The 17,758-nt window shown below is 51.6% G+C and carries 20 protein-coding genes; 16 read left to right on the top strand and 4 right to left on the bottom strand.

Annotation, left to right across the window (positions count from 1 at the left end):
• Positions 1-3: 3 nt before the first annotated feature.
• The gene (locus tag M467_RS25275; protein WP_021066971.1) at positions 4-270 is read left to right on the top strand and encodes a PTS sugar transporter subunit IIB; all 267 of its coding nucleotides are present in this window, start codon (positions 4-6) and stop codon (positions 268-270) included.
• A gap of 33 nt (positions 271-303) precedes the next feature.
• Positions 304-1,566: a PTS ascorbate transporter subunit IIC gene (locus M467_RS25280; protein ID WP_021066972.1), complete on the top strand. Its 1,263-nt coding sequence runs from the start codon at positions 304-306 to the stop codon at positions 1,564-1,566.
• A gap of 53 nt (positions 1,567-1,619) precedes the next feature.
• On the opposite strand, the gene M467_RS25285 is transcribed toward M467_RS25280, so the two are convergent.
• Together M467_RS25285 and M467_RS25290 are read right to left on the bottom strand one after the other, a co-directional pair.
• Positions 1,620-1,907 carry an FHA domain-containing protein gene (locus M467_RS25285; RefSeq protein WP_029595769.1) on the bottom strand — a complete coding sequence of 96 codons (288 nt, stop codon included), beginning with the start codon at positions 1,905-1,907 and terminating at the stop codon, positions 1,620-1,622.
• A gap of 273 nt (positions 1,908-2,180) precedes the next feature.
• A complete protein-coding gene (locus tag M467_RS25290) occupies positions 2,181-2,912 on the bottom strand; it encodes a hypothetical protein (protein WP_021066974.1) in 732 nt (243 codons plus the stop codon).
• A 151-nt stretch (positions 2,913-3,063) separates the two neighbouring features.
• Between M467_RS25290 and M467_RS25295 the strand changes: the two genes are divergently transcribed.
• The 8 genes from M467_RS25295 (at position 3,064) to nadE (ending at position 8,675) form a co-directional block, all read left to right on the top strand.
• On the top strand, positions 3,064-3,630 hold the full coding sequence (locus tag M467_RS25295; protein ID WP_021066975.1) for a GNAT family N-acetyltransferase: 567 nt from the start codon (positions 3,064-3,066) through the stop codon (positions 3,628-3,630).
• A 2-nt stretch (positions 3,631-3,632) separates the two neighbouring features.
• Complete coding sequence (locus tag M467_RS25300) at positions 3,633-4,346, top strand: alpha/beta fold hydrolase (RefSeq protein ID WP_158406025.1); 714 nt, start codon at positions 3,633-3,635, stop codon at positions 4,344-4,346.
• On the top strand, positions 4,339-4,899 hold the full coding sequence (locus M467_RS25305) for an NADPH-dependent FMN reductase (protein ID WP_021066977.1): 561 nt from the start codon (positions 4,339-4,341) through the stop codon (positions 4,897-4,899). The genes M467_RS25300 and M467_RS25305 overlap by 8 nt, the downstream gene beginning before the upstream one ends.
• A gap of 69 nt (positions 4,900-4,968) precedes the next feature.
• A complete protein-coding gene (locus tag M467_RS25310) occupies positions 4,969-5,208 on the top strand; it encodes a hypothetical protein (protein WP_021066978.1) in 240 nt (79 codons plus the stop codon).
• 72 nt (positions 5,209-5,280) lie between these two features.
• On the top strand, positions 5,281-6,372 hold the full coding sequence (locus M467_RS25315) for a virulence factor (RefSeq protein WP_031200151.1): 1,092 nt from the start codon (positions 5,281-5,283) through the stop codon (positions 6,370-6,372).
• A gap of 244 nt (positions 6,373-6,616) precedes the next feature.
• Positions 6,617-6,811 (top strand): hypothetical protein, encoded by a 195-nt coding sequence (locus M467_RS25320; protein WP_021066980.1) that lies wholly within the window; start codon positions 6,617-6,619, stop codon positions 6,809-6,811.
• Between the two features lie 100 nt (positions 6,812-6,911).
• The gene (locus M467_RS25325; protein ID WP_021066981.1) at positions 6,912-7,742 is read left to right on the top strand and encodes a BsuPI-related putative proteinase inhibitor; all 831 of its coding nucleotides are present in this window, start codon (positions 6,912-6,914) and stop codon (positions 7,740-7,742) included.
• A 117-nt stretch (positions 7,743-7,859) separates the two neighbouring features.
• The gene (nadE, locus tag M467_RS25330) at positions 7,860-8,675 is read left to right on the top strand and encodes an ammonia-dependent NAD(+) synthetase (protein ID WP_021066982.1); all 816 of its coding nucleotides are present in this window, start codon (positions 7,860-7,862) and stop codon (positions 8,673-8,675) included.
• Positions 8,676-9,056: 381 nt separating this feature from the next.
• On the opposite strand, the gene M467_RS25335 is transcribed toward nadE, so the two are convergent.
• A complete protein-coding gene (locus tag M467_RS25335; RefSeq protein WP_021066983.1) occupies positions 9,057-9,446 on the bottom strand; it encodes a disulfide bond formation protein B in 390 nt (129 codons plus the stop codon).
• Between the two features lie 110 nt (positions 9,447-9,556).
• Here M467_RS25335 and M467_RS25340 point away from each other — a divergent pair, with 110 nt between their 5' ends.
• The 5 genes from M467_RS25340 to M467_RS25360 all read left to right on the top strand — a co-directional run bounded on the left by M467_RS25340 (position 9,557) and on the right by M467_RS25360 (position 15,026).
• Positions 9,557-10,435 carry a LysR family transcriptional regulator gene (locus M467_RS25340; protein WP_021066984.1) on the top strand — a complete coding sequence of 293 codons (879 nt, stop codon included), beginning with the start codon at positions 9,557-9,559 and terminating at the stop codon, positions 10,433-10,435.
• Positions 10,432-11,553 (top strand): N-acetyldiaminopimelate deacetylase, encoded by a 1,122-nt coding sequence (locus tag M467_RS25345; RefSeq protein ID WP_021066985.1) that lies wholly within the window; start codon positions 10,432-10,434, stop codon positions 11,551-11,553. Before M467_RS25340 ends, M467_RS25345 begins: the two co-directional genes overlap by 4 nt.
• A 268-nt stretch (positions 11,554-11,821) precedes the next feature.
• Positions 11,822-13,210, top strand: coding sequence for a cytochrome ubiquinol oxidase subunit I (locus M467_RS25350; RefSeq protein WP_021066986.1), 1,389 nt, complete (start codon positions 11,822-11,824; stop codon positions 13,208-13,210).
• Between the two features lie 14 nt (positions 13,211-13,224).
• Positions 13,225-14,256 carry a cytochrome d ubiquinol oxidase subunit II gene (locus M467_RS25355; protein WP_021066987.1) on the top strand — a complete coding sequence of 344 codons (1,032 nt, stop codon included), beginning with the start codon at positions 13,225-13,227 and terminating at the stop codon, positions 14,254-14,256.
• Positions 14,257-14,363: 107 nt separating this feature from the next.
• Entirely contained in the window at positions 14,364-15,026 is a 663-nt protein-coding gene (locus tag M467_RS25360; protein WP_029595762.1) for a potassium channel family protein, read from the top strand.
• Between the two features lie 31 nt (positions 15,027-15,057).
• Here M467_RS25360 and M467_RS25365 read toward each other — a convergent pair whose 3' ends face one another.
• Positions 15,058-15,834, bottom strand: coding sequence for a Cof-type HAD-IIB family hydrolase (locus M467_RS25365; protein WP_021066989.1), 777 nt, complete (start codon positions 15,832-15,834; stop codon positions 15,058-15,060).
• 219 nt (positions 15,835-16,053) lie between these two features.
• Here M467_RS25365 and rnjA point away from each other — a divergent pair, with 219 nt between their 5' ends.
• Positions 16,054-17,721, top strand: a complete 1,668-nt coding sequence (rnjA, locus tag M467_RS25370) for a ribonuclease J1 (protein ID WP_021066990.1) — start codon at positions 16,054-16,056, stop codon at positions 17,719-17,721.
• The last annotated feature ends 37 nt before the right edge of the window (positions 17,722-17,758 follow it).

A 17,758-nucleotide genomic window follows, 5' to 3' on the forward strand; every position in this document is an offset into this window, starting at 1 on the left:
GTTATGAAAAAGATTTTAGTAGTATGTGGAAACGGGTTAGGATCAAGTTTCATCATGGAGTTGAACGTGAAGAAAGCGCTCGATCAAATGGGCGCCGAGGCTGAAGTGTCGCATACCGATATCGCGACGGCACGGACGGAACCGGCCGACATCTATCTAGGGGCCAAAGATATCATCGGGACGCTCGATGACGGGACGCGCGAAATCGTAGCGCTTGAGAACGTCATGGATATCGAAGGAATCAAAGCTCAACTAGCAGGAAAACTGTAAACGACTTCGGGGGTCGGGAAGGGGGAACAATGAATGCTTGATTTGATTATGCGAGACATATTGGGGACACCAGCCATCTTGGTCGGTCTCTTCGCGCTGATTGGTCTGTTGCTTCAAAAGAAAGATGTGGCATCGGTCGTCTCGGGCACACTGAAGACGATTATGGGATTCGTCATCATCGGGGCCGGAGCGGGTGTCATCATTGCGGCGCTTGATATTTTTGGACAAATGTTCGATGAGGCGTTCAGTATTCGCGGCGTCATCCCAAACAATGAAGCGATCGTCGCGGTCGCCCAAGACGCATTCGGCGTCGAGACGGCGATGATTATGGTGTTCGGGATGGTCATGAACATCGTGCTCGCTCGGTTCACACCATTCAAGTACATCTTTTTGACAGGACACCATACGTTGTTCATGGCGAGTTTGCTCGCCGCGATTCTATCAGTATCAGGACTTGAAGGGGTCGTTCTCGTCGCGGTCGGTTCGGTCTTGCTCGGGTTATGTATGGTCCTGTTCCCGGCGCTTCTGCAACCTTTCGTACGTCAGATCACAGGATCAGACGACTTTGCGATTGGCCACTTCGGTTCGCTCGGGTATTTCGTCTCGGGGACGATCGGCAAATATGCCGGTAATAAAGAACACTCGACCGAGCACATCCAAGTTCCGAAACAACTCGGATTCTTGCGCGATACGTCGGTTGCGGTCTCTTTGACGATGACGCTCTTGTTCGTAGTCGTCGCCATCTTCGCCGGACCAGGGTTCGTCGAGAGTGAGCTTTCAGGTGGCTCGAACTATATCGTCTTCTCCATCATTCAAGCGATCACGTTCGCAGCCGGGGTATACATCGTCCTCGCTGGCGTTCGGATGTTGATTGCCGAAATCGTACCGGCGTTCAAAGGGATCGCCGATAAGATGGTGCCGAATGCGAAACCGGCGCTTGACTGTCCGACGGTCTTCCCGTTCGCTCCGAACGCGGTCATCATCGGATTCTTGGTCAGCTTTACGGCGGGCCTCCTCTCGATGTTCTTCCTGCCACTATTCGGTCTTGCCATTATCGTCCCGGGATTGGTCCCGCACTTCTTCACGGGAGCGACGGCAGGTGTGTTCGGCAATGCGACGGGAGGGCGCCGCGGGGCGATTTTAGGAGCCTTCGCGAACGGTGTGCTCATCAGCTTCTTGCCGGCACTGCTCCTACCGTTGCTCGGGAACCTTGGCTTTGAGAGTACGACTTTCGGCGACTCAGACTTTGCGCTCGTCGGGATTCTCATCAGCTGGTTCGTCTCCTTGTTCACATGAAGTTGAATCCAAACGAAAGACCACGTCCAAACGGATGTGGTCTTTCTACTGTTTTAGGCGTTAGAAGCCAATTTGATTTTTTGTCGTTTTAACTTGTGTAATAACCAGGCATGTAACACTTCACAAGAATGGTGAGGAAGGGTCAGTTCGACAAGTGGGTGTGACTGACCGAATATAGTGAAGCGCGAATGGTCCTCGTCGAGCATTGAGACTTGAATATCGGTCGCTTCTTGAAGCGAAATCCGTTGCTCGCCGGCTACTGCATCTTTTAGTTTCAGCATTTTTCCATTCGTCGCAAACTTGGTGAACGAAGACATTCCCTGTACTTTCAGTTGTTCCATCTCGTGTATCTATTCATCCGCGTGATGAATAGATTTTCACCTCGCTTTCTCTATATTGCCTTCCATTCCTCCAGAAGGTTATTCCTAGTATACCCTCCTCGCGATAAAAGAAAAGAGTTAATTTAACGAAAAATTAAGACAATTTGTTATCAATTTTTAAAAATAGTGTCTCAGGCGCTTGGTGATGGGATTTGAAACGTAATCCGTATGAGCGGGATAACAAAAAAGAACCTGATTGGCTCAGGTTCGATAAAGATTATTGCACGGGTGAACTCAAAATCGTTCAATCTCCCACGTACGACGGCGATACGTCAATTGTCCTTTCAACGCGATCGATTCTTTTTTCGCATCAAAGTCTTCTTCGAGCACCGACATGTCCTCGTAACGCCCGGCGACATAGAAGGCAATCGAGACTTGCCGATTGAACAGGCTCCGCTTCGTATGATCAAAATCGATAATCAACCCTTGCGGTGATAACGCCAAAATCTCATCGATGACCGGGAGCGGGATCGGGACGAAACTGATGTTGCGAATGTCGCGGTCGAGCTTGCTTTGCAGCACGCTCTGCAAGAAGTGCGAGATCGTCGACCAGTCTTTTATGTACAGGCTGCTATGACGATCGTTCGATTCGTTGAAGAAGGCAATCTCGTTTTGAATCGAGTTCAAGAAAGGTCCTTTTAAGCCACGTTCCATATGACTGAGGAACAAGATTTCAGCGATTTCGTGATCCGATAGCGATTCAAGCAGATGATAGTCAGGAAAGTCGATGGCGGTGAAACTCGTTTGGTTATTTAAATACTTGGTCGAGAACGTCGACAGTTCGTGCGCCTCGATATAGCGGAACCGGGTCCGGGACGACTGTCTCATCCCTTTCATGTCCGTCCGACAAATAATCATCGGGCGGGCGAGTGATAACGCCTCGGTGACATCGTTTAAAGTGACGCCATGCAGTGTAAAACGTTGCAGTTCTCGGTCTTGTTTAATATAGAACAACTGTTTTGACATAATTATCCCCTCAGTTCGAAGTCACTATAGTTTGATTTTAGCAAATCCCTTCGTGGCGCGCCATGTTTGAGCGGTTCTAGAGGATTGAGATGATGGTTTTTTTGGGAAAATGGTTATAATTGAGGAAAAGAAGCAGAAAGGCGGATTCCATATGTGGGGGTTGAAAAAAAGCTTTCCCGAGCTCGTGACGAGCCGGTTCATTTTGAGGGAACTCGAACCCCGTGACGCGAGGGCGCTCTATGTGATTCTTTCGACCGAGGAAGTGATGCGTTATTACGGGTCCGATCCTTTACTGGCCGTCTATGAGGCGAAGAACGTCATCGCTTATTTCAAAGATCAATTTCAGCAAGGAAAAGCGATTCGCTGGGCGATTTGTGACCGCGATACGAACGAACTGATTGGGACGATTGGCTTTCACAACTGGACCCCGCAGTATTTTCGGGCCGAAATCGGCTTCGAGGTCGCGCCGAGCCATTGGCGCCGGGGTGTCGCGTTCGAGGCGGCGTCTGCCGTCATTCGATACGGGTTTGACGAGTTCAAGTTTCATCGCATCTCGGCGCTCGTCGCTCCGGGGAACGAAGGGTCGAACCGGTTGGTGCAAAAGCTCGGCTTTACGGAGGAAGGGCTGCTCCATGACTATGCCTATAGTCACGGACGTTTCATGGATTTGACGATGTATCGTCTCTTGAAAGACGAATGGAACGAAAGGGAGGAATGACGTTGAGACAAGTTGTACTGTTACATGGATTGTGTGGATCACCTGACTATTTTGAGGAACTCATCCCATTGATGGACGCGGACGTATACGCGCTGACATTACCGGGACATGCCGGGACGGAGGCCGGACCAGAGACGATGGATCAGTTTGCGGATTGGGTGCTTTCTGAGATGAGACTGCGCGATCTCAAGCGTCCAATCGTGCTCGGTCATTCGTTCGGGGGCTACATCACGACCAACCTCGTCCGCCGTCATCCGGACGCGCTATCCGGTTTCGGATTGATTCATTCGACAGCGGCGGCTGATCCAGAGACGGCCAAAGTGAAGCGGAATGAAGCCATCGAACGAGTGATGGAAGAAGGGGTACATCCGTTCATCGACACGATGATTCCGGGTGTGTTTGCCGCTGATTCCGACACCGCGTTGATTGAACGCGCCAAGCAAATCGGCTACGAGATGTCAAAAGAAGGAATCATTTCCGCGCAGATGGCCATTCGCGACCGTGCCGATGAAACGGAGACGGTCCGGTCGACGAAATTGCCCGGTCTCTTCCTCTATGGATCTAGTGATCCGAACATGGATGCGGAACGCGCTTTCCTAGGGGCGGACCGTCATACGAAACAGACGGTACCGGCTAGCCATATGGGGATGATGGAACAGCCAGAACGAGAAGCGCAACTCATCAATGATTGGCTCAAGGAGGTACAGGATGTCTAAATTCAAACTCGTTGCCGTATCAGGAAGTCTTCGTAAGGCGTCATATAACACGGCGCTGCTCCATTCCATCATCGAGCTCGGGCAAGATCGGTTCGACGTCGAGATCGCTTCGATTGAGATGCCGCTCTATAACGACGACTTGATCGACCCGGATGAACCCGAAGTCGTACGCGACTTCAAACGAGCCGTGCGTGAGGCGGACGGTCTGCTCGTCGTCACCCCGGAATATAACCACAGCATCCCGGGTGTGTTGAAGAACGCAATCGATTGGCTGTCGCTCGAACCAGGCACGCCGCTCCGTGAGAAACCGGTCATGATTGCCGGGGCGTCTCCGGGTATGCTTGGGACGGCGCGATGTCAAATTCATCTCCGTCAAGTATTTGCCACAAATCGTGCTAACGTTTTACCAGGAAATGAAATCTTTATCACGCATTGTAAAGAAAAGATTGATGATACTGGATTACATGATGAAAAGTCTCGGCAACAAATCGACCGAGTGTTATCCGAGTATTATAACTGGATTGATTTTTGGAAGCGTCACGCAAAAAATTAACTTGAAGTCGCCCTGATTGTTTGATAGAAATGAATTGTGAAAACAAACACAAAGGGAGCGACGACAAACATGCAAACGTATATTGAACTGTATAATGGCGGCGAGTTGGAGGACCGGGCGATCATCAATGACGGGATGACGTTCGGCCGGGTGACGATTGTGGAATTGTTCTATCAAACGAGCCATATCTTCGGATACGTCAAGGCCGATGGGGAGAAGCGCTTCTTCCTTGAGCCTGTGTCAGCAGATGATACGTTCATCGTCGAAGGAGAAGAGTATTCGCTCCAACAGTTCATCGCCCTATTTTGATTGTTCACGACGCAAGCGACTCGCTTGCGTTTTTTTGTCGTTTTCGTCACGATTGAGAGTGAGGTGATGAGAATGAAATTAGTAGCAATCGAACCAACTCCAAGTCCAAATAACTTGAAGATTATCGTCGAACCGGCGTTCACGGGCCGTGGTGTCACGTATGACAAGGCGAGCCGTGACATGCCGCCGATCATTGAGGACATCGTCGGCTTACGCGGGGTCAAGTCGGTCTACGCCGTCTCCGATTTCCTCGCCGTCGAGCGCCATCCGAAACATGACTGGCACGACGTCATGAACGAGATTCGCCGCGCGTTCGGGGAAGACGTGCCGGAAGTCGAGGCAAACCAAATGGCGGCGGACTACGAACCGGTGCACGTCTCGGTCCAGTTCGTTCTCGACGTCCCGATGCAATTGAAACTCGTCAAAGGCGATTCGGAAAAACGGGTCGGCCTGTCAAAACGGTTCGTCGACGCCGCACTTGACGTGCAGGCCCAAGTGAAAAACGTCATCCAAGACCGACGCTGGGTCGAACAAGCCCCGCGTTACGGTGAGCTCGAGGATGTGAGTGTCGTCGCGCAAGAAGAACTCGAGGCGGCGTATCCTGAAGAGCGGGTCGCTCGCATCGTCGCCCGGGCGTTTGGCCGGGAAGCCGACTATGAAGCCAATGCGAACCAATTGCAATCAGACGATTGGAAAGCACGTTTGGCGTTCTTGGACGAGCTCGAGATTACCCCGGACAACATGGTGTACTTCCGCCGCGCCCTCGAGGACAAGGTGATGGCCATCCGTCGACAAGCGGTCGTCATGATTGGCATGTTCGAAGAGAATCGGGAAGAGTATGTCACGTATATCGAACAGGCGCTCGTCGACTCGTCACCGATTGTACGGCGTACGGCCGGCGACACGGTGTCCGATTGGGCGTTGCCGCAGTCGCAACCGTCGATGATTGAGGCGCTCAAGGATAAGAGCAAGCTCGTCCGGTGGCGGGCCGCTCGATTCTTGTTCGACTGCGGAGATGAACAGGCCGTACCCGCCCTCAAAATCGCCGAAGACGATCGTGAGTTCGAGGTGTCGTTGCAGGCACGCCTTGCCAAAGAACGGATCACGAGCGGGGAAACGGCCCTCGGGACAGTGTGGCAACAAATTTCAAACCGAACGAAGTAACAAATCATTCGACAACCATCAATTTATTTTTTTTACAGTTACAGGAAGAGAGGCGAATCGGATTACGATTCGTCTCTCTTTTTGCACGAATAATTTGATAATTCATCCAAATGACTAACAATCGATACCAGCAATTCGACAGTTGGGTAAACGGGTCTTTTGGCCTGTCGAACGATGGGACGTTATTCTCAATATAATCGTTGATACACTATACATATCTTATAACCGAAAAGGAGCCACACTCATGATGCTTTTTGCAGAAACACCAGAACTCGTAGCCTATAAGGAAGTCGTCGATGGTATGATCACGGTCATCTTTGAGTCGATTCACAGCGAGACGTTCTCGATCTCTGCACAAGTTCGGTCCGATATCGACGTCGCTGACGCGTTGTTCATGACAGGATGGCAGCAATACGTGGAAAACGTCCAAGTTTCATAATAAAGGTGAATAATATCCGTAAACCCATTACAAACGTCTGCACGAACGTTTACACTAGTGCTATAGACGTTTTTTTATTTTTCGGAGGAGAGTGGGATACGTGAAGAAAACTTGGTTATTGGCAATCGTTACGGCGATGATGTTGGTCGTCGCGGCTTGCAGCAAAGAAGAAGCGAACCCGAGCGATGTGGACGGTAACGCGTCGACACCGCCTGCCTTATTGACACTCGAGACGGACGTGAGCTACGATGCCGAGTCCAAACAGTTGTCGGCGACGGTATCGATGACGAATCCGAACGAGGAGCCCGTCAACGTGACGTTCAATTCGTCGCAACGCTTTCAGATGACGGTGATGAACGGGGATACGACCATCTTCGACTATGGCAGTGAATATATGTTCACAGAATCGATTATCGAAGAGACGTGGGCACCAGGTGAGAAGAAAGTGTTCGATGAAGTATTCCCACTCACGCTCGAAGCGGGTGAGTACACGGTGGACTTCGTCGGTCTGGCCCAAGTCGAAGGTGCACCTGAGATGGCGGTCACCGATCAACAGTCGCTGACCGTTGAAGCTTCCGAGGTGCCGACTGAAGAAACACCGGAAGAGCCGGCCGAAGAAACGACGGAAGAAACGACAGAAGAACCCGTTGAAGAGCCGAGCGACCAACCCGCGCAAACGGACGGTTCGTTCCGCGATGTGGCCATCAAATTGAACGGTAACGCGATCGATGTTTCTGGATACACGGACGTCGAAGAGTTCGAATGGAGCGTGTCGGACGGTCATAATCTATATGCCCAAGGTGCGGCCGAAGTGACAAGTGGCAGCTTCACATTTGGTGTCTTAATGGATGAAGAACCACCGGCAGGAAAAGCATTATTCTTGGAGATGACACCGATCGGCGGCGACGTCGCATCGTTCCGCATTCAATAACCGGACGACGGAAACCTAGGTTTCCGTCGTTTTGTTTCGGGAATGAAACAAGTTGACGGCATTCATAGATTATCAGACAATTAGGCAAACCGATATCAGATAGGGAGGAAGTTGAGAATGCAGCAACATATTATTGAGACGACACACGTCAAACCATCCATCAACCCAGCCGAAGAGATTCGTCGCCGAATCGATTTTTTAAAGGCTTATGTCAAACGAGCAGGCGCGAAAGGGCTCGTCCTCGGTATCTCGGGAGGACAAGACTCAACGCTCGCCGGCAAGCTCTGCCAGCTGGCGATGGAAGAATTGCGTGAGGAAACAAGTGCGGACTTTACATTCTACGCCGTCCGTCTGCCATATGGCGAGCAACATGACGAGGCCGACGCCAAACGTGCCCTCGACTTCATTCGACCGTACAAAACGTTCACGGTCAACGTGAAACCGGCCGTCGATGCCTCAGCCAACTCGTTCCATGAAGCGACGGGACTCGAACTTGGCGACTTCCATAAAGGGAACACGAAAGCGCGTGAGCGGATGAAAGTGCAATACGACATCGCAGCCACGTACGGTGCCCTCGTCGTCGGTACGGACCATGCGGCCGAATACGTCACTGGTTTTTACACGAAGCACGGGGACGGGGCGGCCGACTTGACGCCGCTCACAGGATTGAACAAGCGCCAAGGGAAAGCGTTGCTCCATGAACTTGAAGCGCATGAGAGCTTGATTTATAAAGTGCCGACGGCTGATTTGGAAGATGACAAACCGGGACTCCCGGACGAGGTCGCTCTCGGGATGACGTATGATCAACTCGATGATTATCTCGAAGGGAAATCAGTCGATCCAGCCATCGCTGAACGGATTGAGACAATCTTCAAACGGTCGCGCCATAAACACCATATGCCGGCCTCGCTCTATGACGAGTGGTGGCAGTGATCTTAAGAACCAGCCCCCGGCTGGTTCTTTTTTATGTGGTAACTTTCGAACCGTCCCGTTAGGCGCCCATGCTTTCAGCAGGCAATCCCGAAGCCTCCTCGCGCCGAATCCGGCACTGCGGGGTCTTCGTCGGATTGCTTTCCTGCATGAGTCAGGGCGCCACGGGCCGGATCGAAGGGACTTCCCTATGCTACAAATCAATCGATGCCAAAAGCCGGCAACCGAACTCCTAGGGGAGAGCGATGCAAGGACGACCCCGTAAAGCGCGATTCGCGCTGCGGAGGCATCCGCATCGCCCCAGAAACGAAGGATGCCGGCCAAAGCAATCGTAAATCAAACAAAAAAACCGGTCGGTAGACCGGTTCTTTTGTGTATCACAGATTAGCGCTTCGAGCGTGTCGGCACGAATTGGATGAGCAAGATGAGTGTGAACGCGATCAAGCTGAGCAGCGGGATCGTGATGAATCCGAAGTAGTTCACCCAACGAATCAAACAGTCGTTACTGCAGAACGCGTCGCCGTTCGGGATGCGTTCGAGAATGACGTGATAGAGGGCGATTGCCCAACCCGCCCCGGCCATGAGACCGACGAACAATTTGTTCACAGCACGGTTCGAGAGAAGCACCGTCAAGTAATAGATGGCGAGCGGATACATAAATATGCGTTGGAACCAGCATAACTTGCATGGCACGTACAGCATGATTTCCGAGAAATAAAGACTGCCGAGCGTCGCGATGGTGGCGACAATAAAGGCAAAATGATGACGTTGCATCTGATTTCCTCCTGACGATTCAAAACTAATCGACAAACATGATATGATACAGTGAAGCAATAACGTATCCAGTATACAATCTTTGAAACGATAGAGAAATAGGTGACGTCATGCAAGTATCAGAAGTGGAAGTGTTAATCGTCCTCGCCGAAGAGTTGAATATGCGGAAAGCGGCGGAGCGCTTGTTCGTCTCCCAGCCCGCACTCAGTCAGCGCCTCGTCACAATCGAGCATCAGTGGGGCAAGAAAATTTTTGTCCGTTCGACACGGGGCCTCGCGCTCACGCCGGACGGTGAAAAAATCATCGACTTCGCGAAGAAGATGTATAGCGAGGAGCAGGAGCTGCGTGGGGAGTTGACAGCGCAACAAGGTGAGGTGTACGGTACATTAAAAATCGCCGTCGCATCCATCATGGGTCAGTATTGGCTACCGCGCGTCTTGAAGCGATTCGTCGAGCGGTATCCATCGGTTCGAGTCAAACTCGTCACGGGCTGGTCAAGCGAGATGATGCGCTATATGCTAGAGGAAAATTTCCATATCGGTATCATTCGCGGGAATCCGGATTGGCGCGGCGAGAAGATGAAATTGTTCTCAGATTCGCTTCACCTGGTCGACTTGCGGATGACCGATTTGAAACAATTAAAAAATAACGAGCGTTCGTTCATTCAATTCAAGAGCGACTCGACGTATTATCAAGAAATTTTGGAGTGGTGGCAAGAGCGCTTCTCGAGCCCGCCGCTCACGACGCTCGTCGTCGACCAAATCGAGACGTGCAAACAGATGGCGTTACACGGAATCGGATTCGCGATTTTACCTGAGTCGACGATTCGCGATGTCGAGGCAATCAATAAGATTCCGCTCACGTCGTCGGATGGGATTCCGCTCGTCCGGGATACGTGGATGTTATCGACCGAGTCGATGCTCGAGTTGGCGCAAGTGAAGGCGTTTTGGGAGATTGTTGATGAAGTGACGAAGGAGAGTGTGGAATGAGTTGGGCAATTGAGGCAAGACGGCAATTACATTTGATTCCAGAACGAGGTTATGAAGAGTTCAAGACACAGGCGACGCTTGAGGAACTGATTCGATCCTTGAACTCGCCGCGCGTGCACATCTCGCATTGGCGTACCGGTTTGTTCGTCCGCATCGACGGGCTTGTCGGTGAAAAGACGATTGGTTACCGGGCCGACATGGACGGCTTACCGATCACCGAAGAGACGGGCCTCGAGTTTGCCTCGGTCCATGAAGGGATGATGCACGCCTGTGGCCATGACGTTCATATGGCAATCGCTCTCGGGTTGATTAAGCGAGCCGTCGAAGAGCCGCTCGACCATCACCTCGTCATCTTCTTCCAACCAGCCGAAGAAGGTCCGGGCGGTGCTGAACCGATGGCCATGTCGGAACTGTTCTATCATTTCCGCCCCGATGCGATGTTCGGACTTCACGTCGCACCAGAATATCCTGTCGGCACGATCGCGTCGCGTCCAGGTGTTTTGTTCGCGAGTGCGCGCGAGTTGCATTTGACGATTCATGGGAAAGGCGGGCATGGTGCCTTCCCGCACGCCGGAATTGATGCCGTCATCGTTCAGGCCGCGTTGATTATGCAGCTGCAAACAATCGTCTCGCGGAACATCGACCCGATGGGCAGCGCGGTCATCTCGATCGGGAAAGTGATGGCTGGGACGAAAGAGAACATCATCGCGGACACGGCGAAGCTTGACGGTACGATTCGGGCCTTGTCGGACAAGGAGATGGTTGTGCTCGAACGACGCATCCGTCAAATCATCGCCGGGGTGGAGATGACGTATAACGTCCACATCGACCTCGAGTTCGGCAATCGTTATCATGAGGTCGTCAACGACGAGCGTTATTTGTTCCAATTCGAAGAAGCGGTCGAGGAAGTCGGATACTCATACAAGACGTGCGTACCGGCCATGACAGGTGAAGATTTCGGATACATGCTGAAACAAGTACCAGGCTTTATGGTCTGGCTCGGCGTGAACGATATGGGCTCGGGACTTCACCAATCGACGCTCAACCCGGATGAGCGGGCCATCGATGTCGCCATCGAGCTGTTCGATCATTTCTTTAGAACGGCCATCATTAAATGAAGCAAGCGGACACGACGGTGTCCGCTTTTTTGTATGAAATGTGTAGAATTGTGCGTGAACCGTTAAAGATTTGGGAAAAAAGTAAGAGTTGTAAAGCGTCGATATTGTTAAGCATGCTCAAATGTGAACATTTTGCGAACTCAAGCATTGAGACATTACAGCGCTATATAAAATCATTATGATAAGGGTATCCAAGGGAAATCATCTGTGATGTTGCGCGATAGACATTGGTTTAAAGCGCTAGAGAGAGATAGGAGGTAATCAATAGATGTTTCAAGATCCTGTCCTGATGAGCCGGGCGTTAACGGCACTCACGTTGGGTTTCCACGTGATATTTGCCACAATCGGCGTCGGGGTTCCATTACTCATTTTATTGGCAGAATTTCTAGGTATTAAAAAGAAAGATCCGAAATACACCTTGATGGCCCGTCGGTGGTCACGGGGATATGTCGTCACAGTAGCGGTCGGTGTCGTGACAGGTACGGCAATCGGGCTCCAGCTGTCTTTACTTTGGCCGAACCTCATGCGGGTCGCCGGTCAAACGATCGCACTTCCACTGTTCATGGAAACGTTCGCTTTCTTCTTTGAAGCGATCTTCCTCGGTATTTATTTGTACACGTGGGATCGATTTAAAAACCCGTGGCACCATATGCTAGTCGGGATTCCAGTCGCGGTCGGTGCCTTGTTCTCAGGGTTCTTCATTACGACCGTCAACAGCTTCATGAACCAGCCGGTCGGATTTGATATTGTCGACGGTCGACTCGCCAACGTGAGTCCAATCGAGGCGATGTTCAGCCCAGCAATGCCGACCAAAATGGCGCACGTCTTGACGTCGGCCATTTTGACATCGGCGTTCATTCTAGCCGCCATCGCCGCTGTCCAGTTGCTCCGTCAGCGACGGAACCAGCTTGATAAGTTATCAATCGAGTATCATAAAAAAGGTCTTCGCTTGACGATGACCGTCGCGCTCATCTTCGCGATTGCGACTGCACTCGTCGGCGACTTCTCAGGTAAATACTTGGCGAAGTACCAGCCGGACAAATTGGCGGCTGCGGAGTGGCATTTTGAAACCTCCTCGGAGGCTGAGCTGATTCTAGGCGGATGGCTCGAGGAAGACGGAGAGGGCGGTTACGAAGTACGTGGCGCCTTGAAGATTCCGTACGCCTTGTCAATCCTAGCGGGCGGTGTGCCGAACTACGAGGTGACCGGTCTTGATGAATTTGCGAAAGAAGATCAACCTCCACTATTCATCCACTACCTGTTTGATGCGATGGTCGGGATTGGGATGTTGCTGGCATTGATTTCGTTCTTGTTCGTGCTCGGACGATATATCAAGCGACTGCCTCAATTCAGTAAACCGATGCTCATCGCCATCGCCGCAGGCGGTCCGCTCGCGATGATGGCCATCGAGTTTGGTTGGTTCTTCGCAGAGTTCGGTCGTCAGCCGTGGGCGCTTTACGATTTGATGCGCACGAGTGAGGCGGCGACGACATCGGCAAACGTAGGATGGATGCTTATCGCCTTTGCGATCCTGTATGCAGTTCTTGGCGTGGTCACGGTACTCGTCTTGACTCGTCTGTTCAAGGACAACCCAGTAGGGAAAGAACTAAAACAATCGGAGCATCGCGGTGAAGCGATGTTCGCGGATGAAGTGTGATCGGAGGGTATGACATGCAGATTCAAGAATTAGGGATTGCCGTACTATGGACGTTTTTGTACGGCTATCTCATCGTCGCATCGATTGATTTCGGTGCCGGCTTCTTCGCTTTCTATAGTAAGTACACGAAGCGGGACCAAAAGATCAACCGTCTGATTGCACGGTATTTATCGCCGACGTGGGAAGTGACGAACGTGTTCTTCGTCTTCTTCTTCGTCGGGATCGTCGGGTTTTTCCCAGATACGGCTTACTATTACGGGACGGCACTTCTCGTACCGGCCTCGGTCGTGTTGATTCTGTTGGCGATTCGCGGTAGTTTCTACGCGTTTGCCAACTACGGCTCAAAAGAGAGCACGTTCTATATGTTCTTATATGGGGCGACCGGGCTGTTAATCCCGGCCTCGATGTCTACCGTTCTTACGGTCAGCCAAGGCGGATTTATCAATGAGACCGAGTCGGGCGTCTTCTTTGACGGCATGAAGTTGTTCACTAACTTCTACTCTTGGACCGTCGTCACCTTGGCAATCGTGTCGGTGCTCTATATCAGTGCCATGTTCCTCTTGTTCTATGCCGATAAGGCGCGTGACGCTCAGGCGGTCCCACTCGTTCGAAAATGGGCCTTGTTCTGGAGCGTTCCGACGATTGTCGCGTCGGGCCTCGTCTTCTTCGGGTTGAAGTCGCAGGCAGCTTGGCATTATGAGAGCATCTTAGCGGGCAACTGGTGGTGGTTCGCTGCAAGTTTCATCTTCTTCGCTGTAGCCGTTGCACTCGTCTACATGAAGCGAAACTACGGCATCGCGTTCTTGATGGTCATGGGTCAGTTCTTTATGGCCTGGTTCGGATACGGATATACGCACTTGCCGTACATTCTTTATCCGTACATCGACATCAACGGAAGCGTCGTCAACGAGTCGATGGCCATCGCCCTCGTCGTCGTCTTCATCCTCGGATTGCTCTTGCTCGTACCGGCGCTGTATCTCTTGCTACGCCTGTTCTTGTTCGACAATGACTATGTACGCGGAAAGCGTTCGAGTGGTAAAGCGTAAAGACCGGATATTCCGGTCTTTTTTTGTATAGTTTTTTTGAGGGGAATCGGTTACACTGTACGAAGAATCGGGAACAGAAACAGCGTAGGAAAGGGATGTATGAAATTATGACAGGTGAATTTGCAGTCATCGGATTAGGACGGTTTGGCGGCTCGATCGTTCGTGAATTGTCGGCGAACGGTTATGACGTGTTGGCGATCGATGCGGATGAAGAACGCGTCAACGAGTTTATGGGATTGGCGACGCATGCGGTCATCGCGGACACGACCGACGAGAACGTATTGAAAAGTCTTGGCATTCGCAACTTTGAACACGTGATTGTGGCCATCGGTGAAAACATTCAAGCCTCGATTTTGACGACACTCATTTTAAAAGAGCTCGGCGTTCAAATCATCACGGTCAAGGCGACGAATGATTATCACGAGAAAGTGTTGCGTCGCATCGGGGCCGATAACATCGTCCACCCAGAGCGCGACATGGGCATCCGGATTGCGAACGGATTGATGAGCCAAAGCATCCTTGACTACCTCGAGCTCTCGAACGAGCACTCGATTGTTGAAATTAAAGCGTCGGACAAACTGTCGAACAAGTCGCTCATCGATCTGGACCTTCGCGCCAAATACGGCGTCAACATCGTCGCGGTCCGCCGCAATGATGACGTCATCATCTCACCGCAAGCCGACGAGATGATTTTGCCAGAGGACATCTTGATCATCATCGGGAAAGATACGGACTTGGATCGACTCGAACGCACACTTCGGTCCAGATAAAAAACGAGAGGCGCGCGCCTCTCGTTTTTCATTAAATGAGCTTCATTGATTTTAAGCCGTACTCGATTCCATCTTCGAGAATCGATTTCGTCACGAAGTCGGCGACTTCTTTCGCTTCGACCCGGGCATTGCCCATTGCGATGCCCGTTCCAACGTATTGAAGCATCGCCAAATCGTTCAAGGCGTCGCCGAACGCGTACGTGTTCTCGAGCCGATAGCCGTTCGTCTCGATGAAGTGGCGGATACCGTCGGCTTTACTGGCGCCACGATTGATGACGTCCATGGCGTGCGGATGCCAGCGGATGAAATCAAACTCGCCGTACGCATCCAAATAGTGATGTTCTTCTTCAGGCGTGCAATACAGGAGCGTCTGATAGACGGCCTGTTCGATATGGAAATTCGGATCATATGTCGGAATCGGCATATCAAGTTCTCCGAGTGACTGTTCGACGACATGGTCGTTCGCTTTCGTGGCACCGCCACGGTGTTGTCCGAGATAGACGAGCGTATGGTCGTTTGAGCCGGCATGTTCGGTCAAGCGACGGAGCGCGTCGGTCGGCAACGTGTTCCGATAGACGACCTCGCCTTGGTGGACGACGATTTGTCCGTTGTAGCAGACAAAGCTGTCGATGCCGAGCTGTTCTGGGATATCAGACAGCATCGCCGGGCCACGCCCTGTCGCGATGAACGTCTCGACGCCGTTGTGGCGTAGCTGCTGAATGGCCGAGATCGTCGAAGGGGGAATGTACGACCCTTCATGGAGCAACGTGCCATCGATGTCAAAAAAGACTACTTTCTTATCTTCCATTTTGTTTCACCATGCTTTCTCTGTCTTGATTAAGTCAGTTGTATACTAAAAAGCATAACACGAAATCGAGAAACCGCCCTCAATCTTACGTCAATAGTGAAATATTGTCACAATATGAGCTATAATGAAGAAAGAATCTTACGGAACGTAATTATATTGCGAGAATCACTTATGTTTCACATAGATGAACATCAACTACTTGTAGTAAGGAGAGATTAAATGAAGTTTGTAAAGAACCACCAAACAGCTGTGTTCGCACTAGGCGGACTCGGAGAAATTGGGAAGAACACGTACGTTGTTCAATTCCAAGATGAAATCATCGTCATCGATGCGGGCGTCATGTTCCCGGAGGATGACTTGCTTGGAATCGACTACGTGATCCCTGATTACTCGTACTTGATTAAAAACAAAGACAAAGTCAAAGGGGTATTCATCACCCACGGTCACGAAGACCATATCGGCGGCATCCCGTTTCTCTTGAAGCAAGTGAAGCTTCCGATTTACGCGACAAAACTCGCGCTCGGCTTGATTAAAGTGAAACTCGAAGAGCACGGGTTGCTCCGCGAGGCGGAACTGCATGAGATTGATGAGGACGCCATCGTCAAGTTCAGAAAGACGAGCATCTCGTTCTTCCGCACGACTCACTCGATTCCGAACTCGCTCGGTGTCGTCGTGAAGACGCCACAAGGGAATATCGTCCATACCGGTGACTTTAAGTTCGACTTCACACCGGTCGGCGAACCGGCTGACATTGCCAAGATGGCAGACATCGGGAAAGAAGGCGTGCTTTGCCTCTTGTCCGATTCGACGAACGCAGAAGTCGAAGGCTTCACGATGAGTGAAAAAGTTGTCGGCGGCACGATCAGTGAGACGTTCCGGAAAGCCGAAGGGCGCGTCATCTTCGCGACGTTCGCCTCGAACATTTATCGCCTGCAACAAGTCGTCGACGCTTGTGCCGAGACGGGCCGTCATTTGGCCATCTTCGGCCGTTCGATGGACAAGGTCATGACGATCGGGCAAGAGCTCGGCTTCATCAACGTCCCGAAAGGCATGATCGTCGAAGCGAATCAGTTACGGAACTACGAGCCGCATGAAGTGGCGATTCTTTGTACCGGTTCGCAAGGTGAGCCGATGGCTGCGCTCAGCCGCATCGCCAACGGAACACACCGTCAAGTATCGATCATTCCTGGCGACACGGTCATCTTCTCGTCATCTCCGATTCCGGGTAACGCCATCTCGGTCGGGAAAACGATCGACCAATTGTATAAAGCCGGCGCGGACGTCGTTTACGGAAAATTGACGAACATCCACACGTCGGGTCACGGGTCGCAACAAGAGCAATTGCTCATGATTCGCTTGCTCAATCCGAAATTCTTCATGCCGATTCACGGGGAGTACCGCATGTTGGTGAAACACGCCGAACTCGCCGAATCGGTCGGCATCCCGAAAGAGAACAGCTTCATCATGGATAACGGTGAAGTGCTCGCCGTCGACGCCGACTCGGCCGCCATCACCGGGAAAATCTCGGCCAACGCCGTGTACGTCGACGGAAACGGCATCGGGGACATCGGCAATATCGTCTTGCGCGATCGCCGCATCCTTTCAGAGGACGGACTCGTCGTCGTCGTCATCAGCATCGACGGCAAGACGCGTAAACTCGTCTCAGGTCCGGATATCATTTCACGCGGCTTCGTCTATATGCGCGAATCGGGCAGCTTGATTCGTGACGGCGAGCGCTTGCTCAAGAAGACGGTCGAGCAAGGGTTGTCGAACAAACAGATGAAGTGGTCGGAGTTGAAACAACTCGTCTCGGATACACTCACGCCATACTTGGCACAAAAAACACGAAGACACCCAATGGTTCTTCCGATCATCATGGAAGTATGAACGAGCGGGCTGTAGGGGACTACAGCCCGTTTTTTAG

The sequence above is a fragment of the Exiguobacterium chiriqhucha RW-2 genome, from assembly GCF_000416965.1.
Taxonomy (GTDB): Bacteria; Bacillota; Bacilli; order Exiguobacteriales; family Exiguobacteriaceae; genus Exiguobacterium; species Exiguobacterium chiriqhucha.

What these genes read in the sequence shown, in the direction of transcription:
- M467_RS25310 (WP_021066978.1), top strand. Translation starts at nt 4,969, where the DNA reads ATGCAAACGTATATTGAACTGTATAATGGCGGCGAGTTGGAGGACCGG.
- M467_RS25365 (WP_021066989.1), bottom strand. Translation starts at nt 15,834, where the DNA reads ATGGAAGATAAGAAAGTAGTCTTTTTTGACATCGATGGCACGTTGCTC.
- M467_RS25350 (WP_021066986.1), top strand. Translation starts at nt 11,822, where the DNA reads ATGTTTCAAGATCCTGTCCTGATGAGCCGGGCGTTAACGGCACTCACG.
- M467_RS25345 (WP_021066985.1), top strand. Translation starts at nt 10,432, where the DNA reads ATGAGTTGGGCAATTGAGGCAAGACGGCAATTACATTTGATTCCAGAA.
- M467_RS25285 (WP_029595769.1), bottom strand. Translation starts at nt 1,907, where the DNA reads ATGGAACAACTGAAAGTACAGGGAATGTCTTCGTTCACCAAGTTTGCG.
- M467_RS25305 (WP_021066977.1), top strand. Translation starts at nt 4,339, where the DNA reads ATGTCTAAATTCAAACTCGTTGCCGTATCAGGAAGTCTTCGTAAGGCG.
- nadE (WP_021066982.1), top strand. Translation starts at nt 7,860, where the DNA reads ATGCAGCAACATATTATTGAGACGACACACGTCAAACCATCCATCAAC.
- rnjA (WP_021066990.1), top strand. Translation starts at nt 16,054, where the DNA reads ATGAAGTTTGTAAAGAACCACCAAACAGCTGTGTTCGCACTAGGCGGA.
- M467_RS25280 (WP_021066972.1), top strand. Translation starts at nt 304, where the DNA reads ATGCTTGATTTGATTATGCGAGACATATTGGGGACACCAGCCATCTTG.
- M467_RS25290 (WP_021066974.1), bottom strand. Translation starts at nt 2,912, where the DNA reads ATGTCAAAACAGTTGTTCTATATTAAACAAGACCGAGAACTGCAACGT.
- M467_RS25295 (WP_021066975.1), top strand. Translation starts at nt 3,064, where the DNA reads ATGTGGGGGTTGAAAAAAAGCTTTCCCGAGCTCGTGACGAGCCGGTTC.
- M467_RS25355 (WP_021066987.1), top strand. Translation starts at nt 13,225, where the DNA reads ATGCAGATTCAAGAATTAGGGATTGCCGTACTATGGACGTTTTTGTAC.
- M467_RS25275 (WP_021066971.1), top strand. Translation starts at nt 4, where the DNA reads ATGAAAAAGATTTTAGTAGTATGTGGAAACGGGTTAGGATCAAGTTTC.
- M467_RS25320 (WP_021066980.1), top strand. Translation starts at nt 6,617, where the DNA reads ATGATGCTTTTTGCAGAAACACCAGAACTCGTAGCCTATAAGGAAGTC.
- M467_RS25360 (WP_029595762.1), top strand. Translation starts at nt 14,364, where the DNA reads ATGACAGGTGAATTTGCAGTCATCGGATTAGGACGGTTTGGCGGCTCG.
- M467_RS25315 (WP_031200151.1), top strand. Translation starts at nt 5,281, where the DNA reads ATGAAATTAGTAGCAATCGAACCAACTCCAAGTCCAAATAACTTGAAG.
- M467_RS25340 (WP_021066984.1), top strand. Translation starts at nt 9,557, where the DNA reads ATGCAAGTATCAGAAGTGGAAGTGTTAATCGTCCTCGCCGAAGAGTTG.
- M467_RS25335 (WP_021066983.1), bottom strand. Translation starts at nt 9,446, where the DNA reads ATGCAACGTCATCATTTTGCCTTTATTGTCGCCACCATCGCGACGCTC.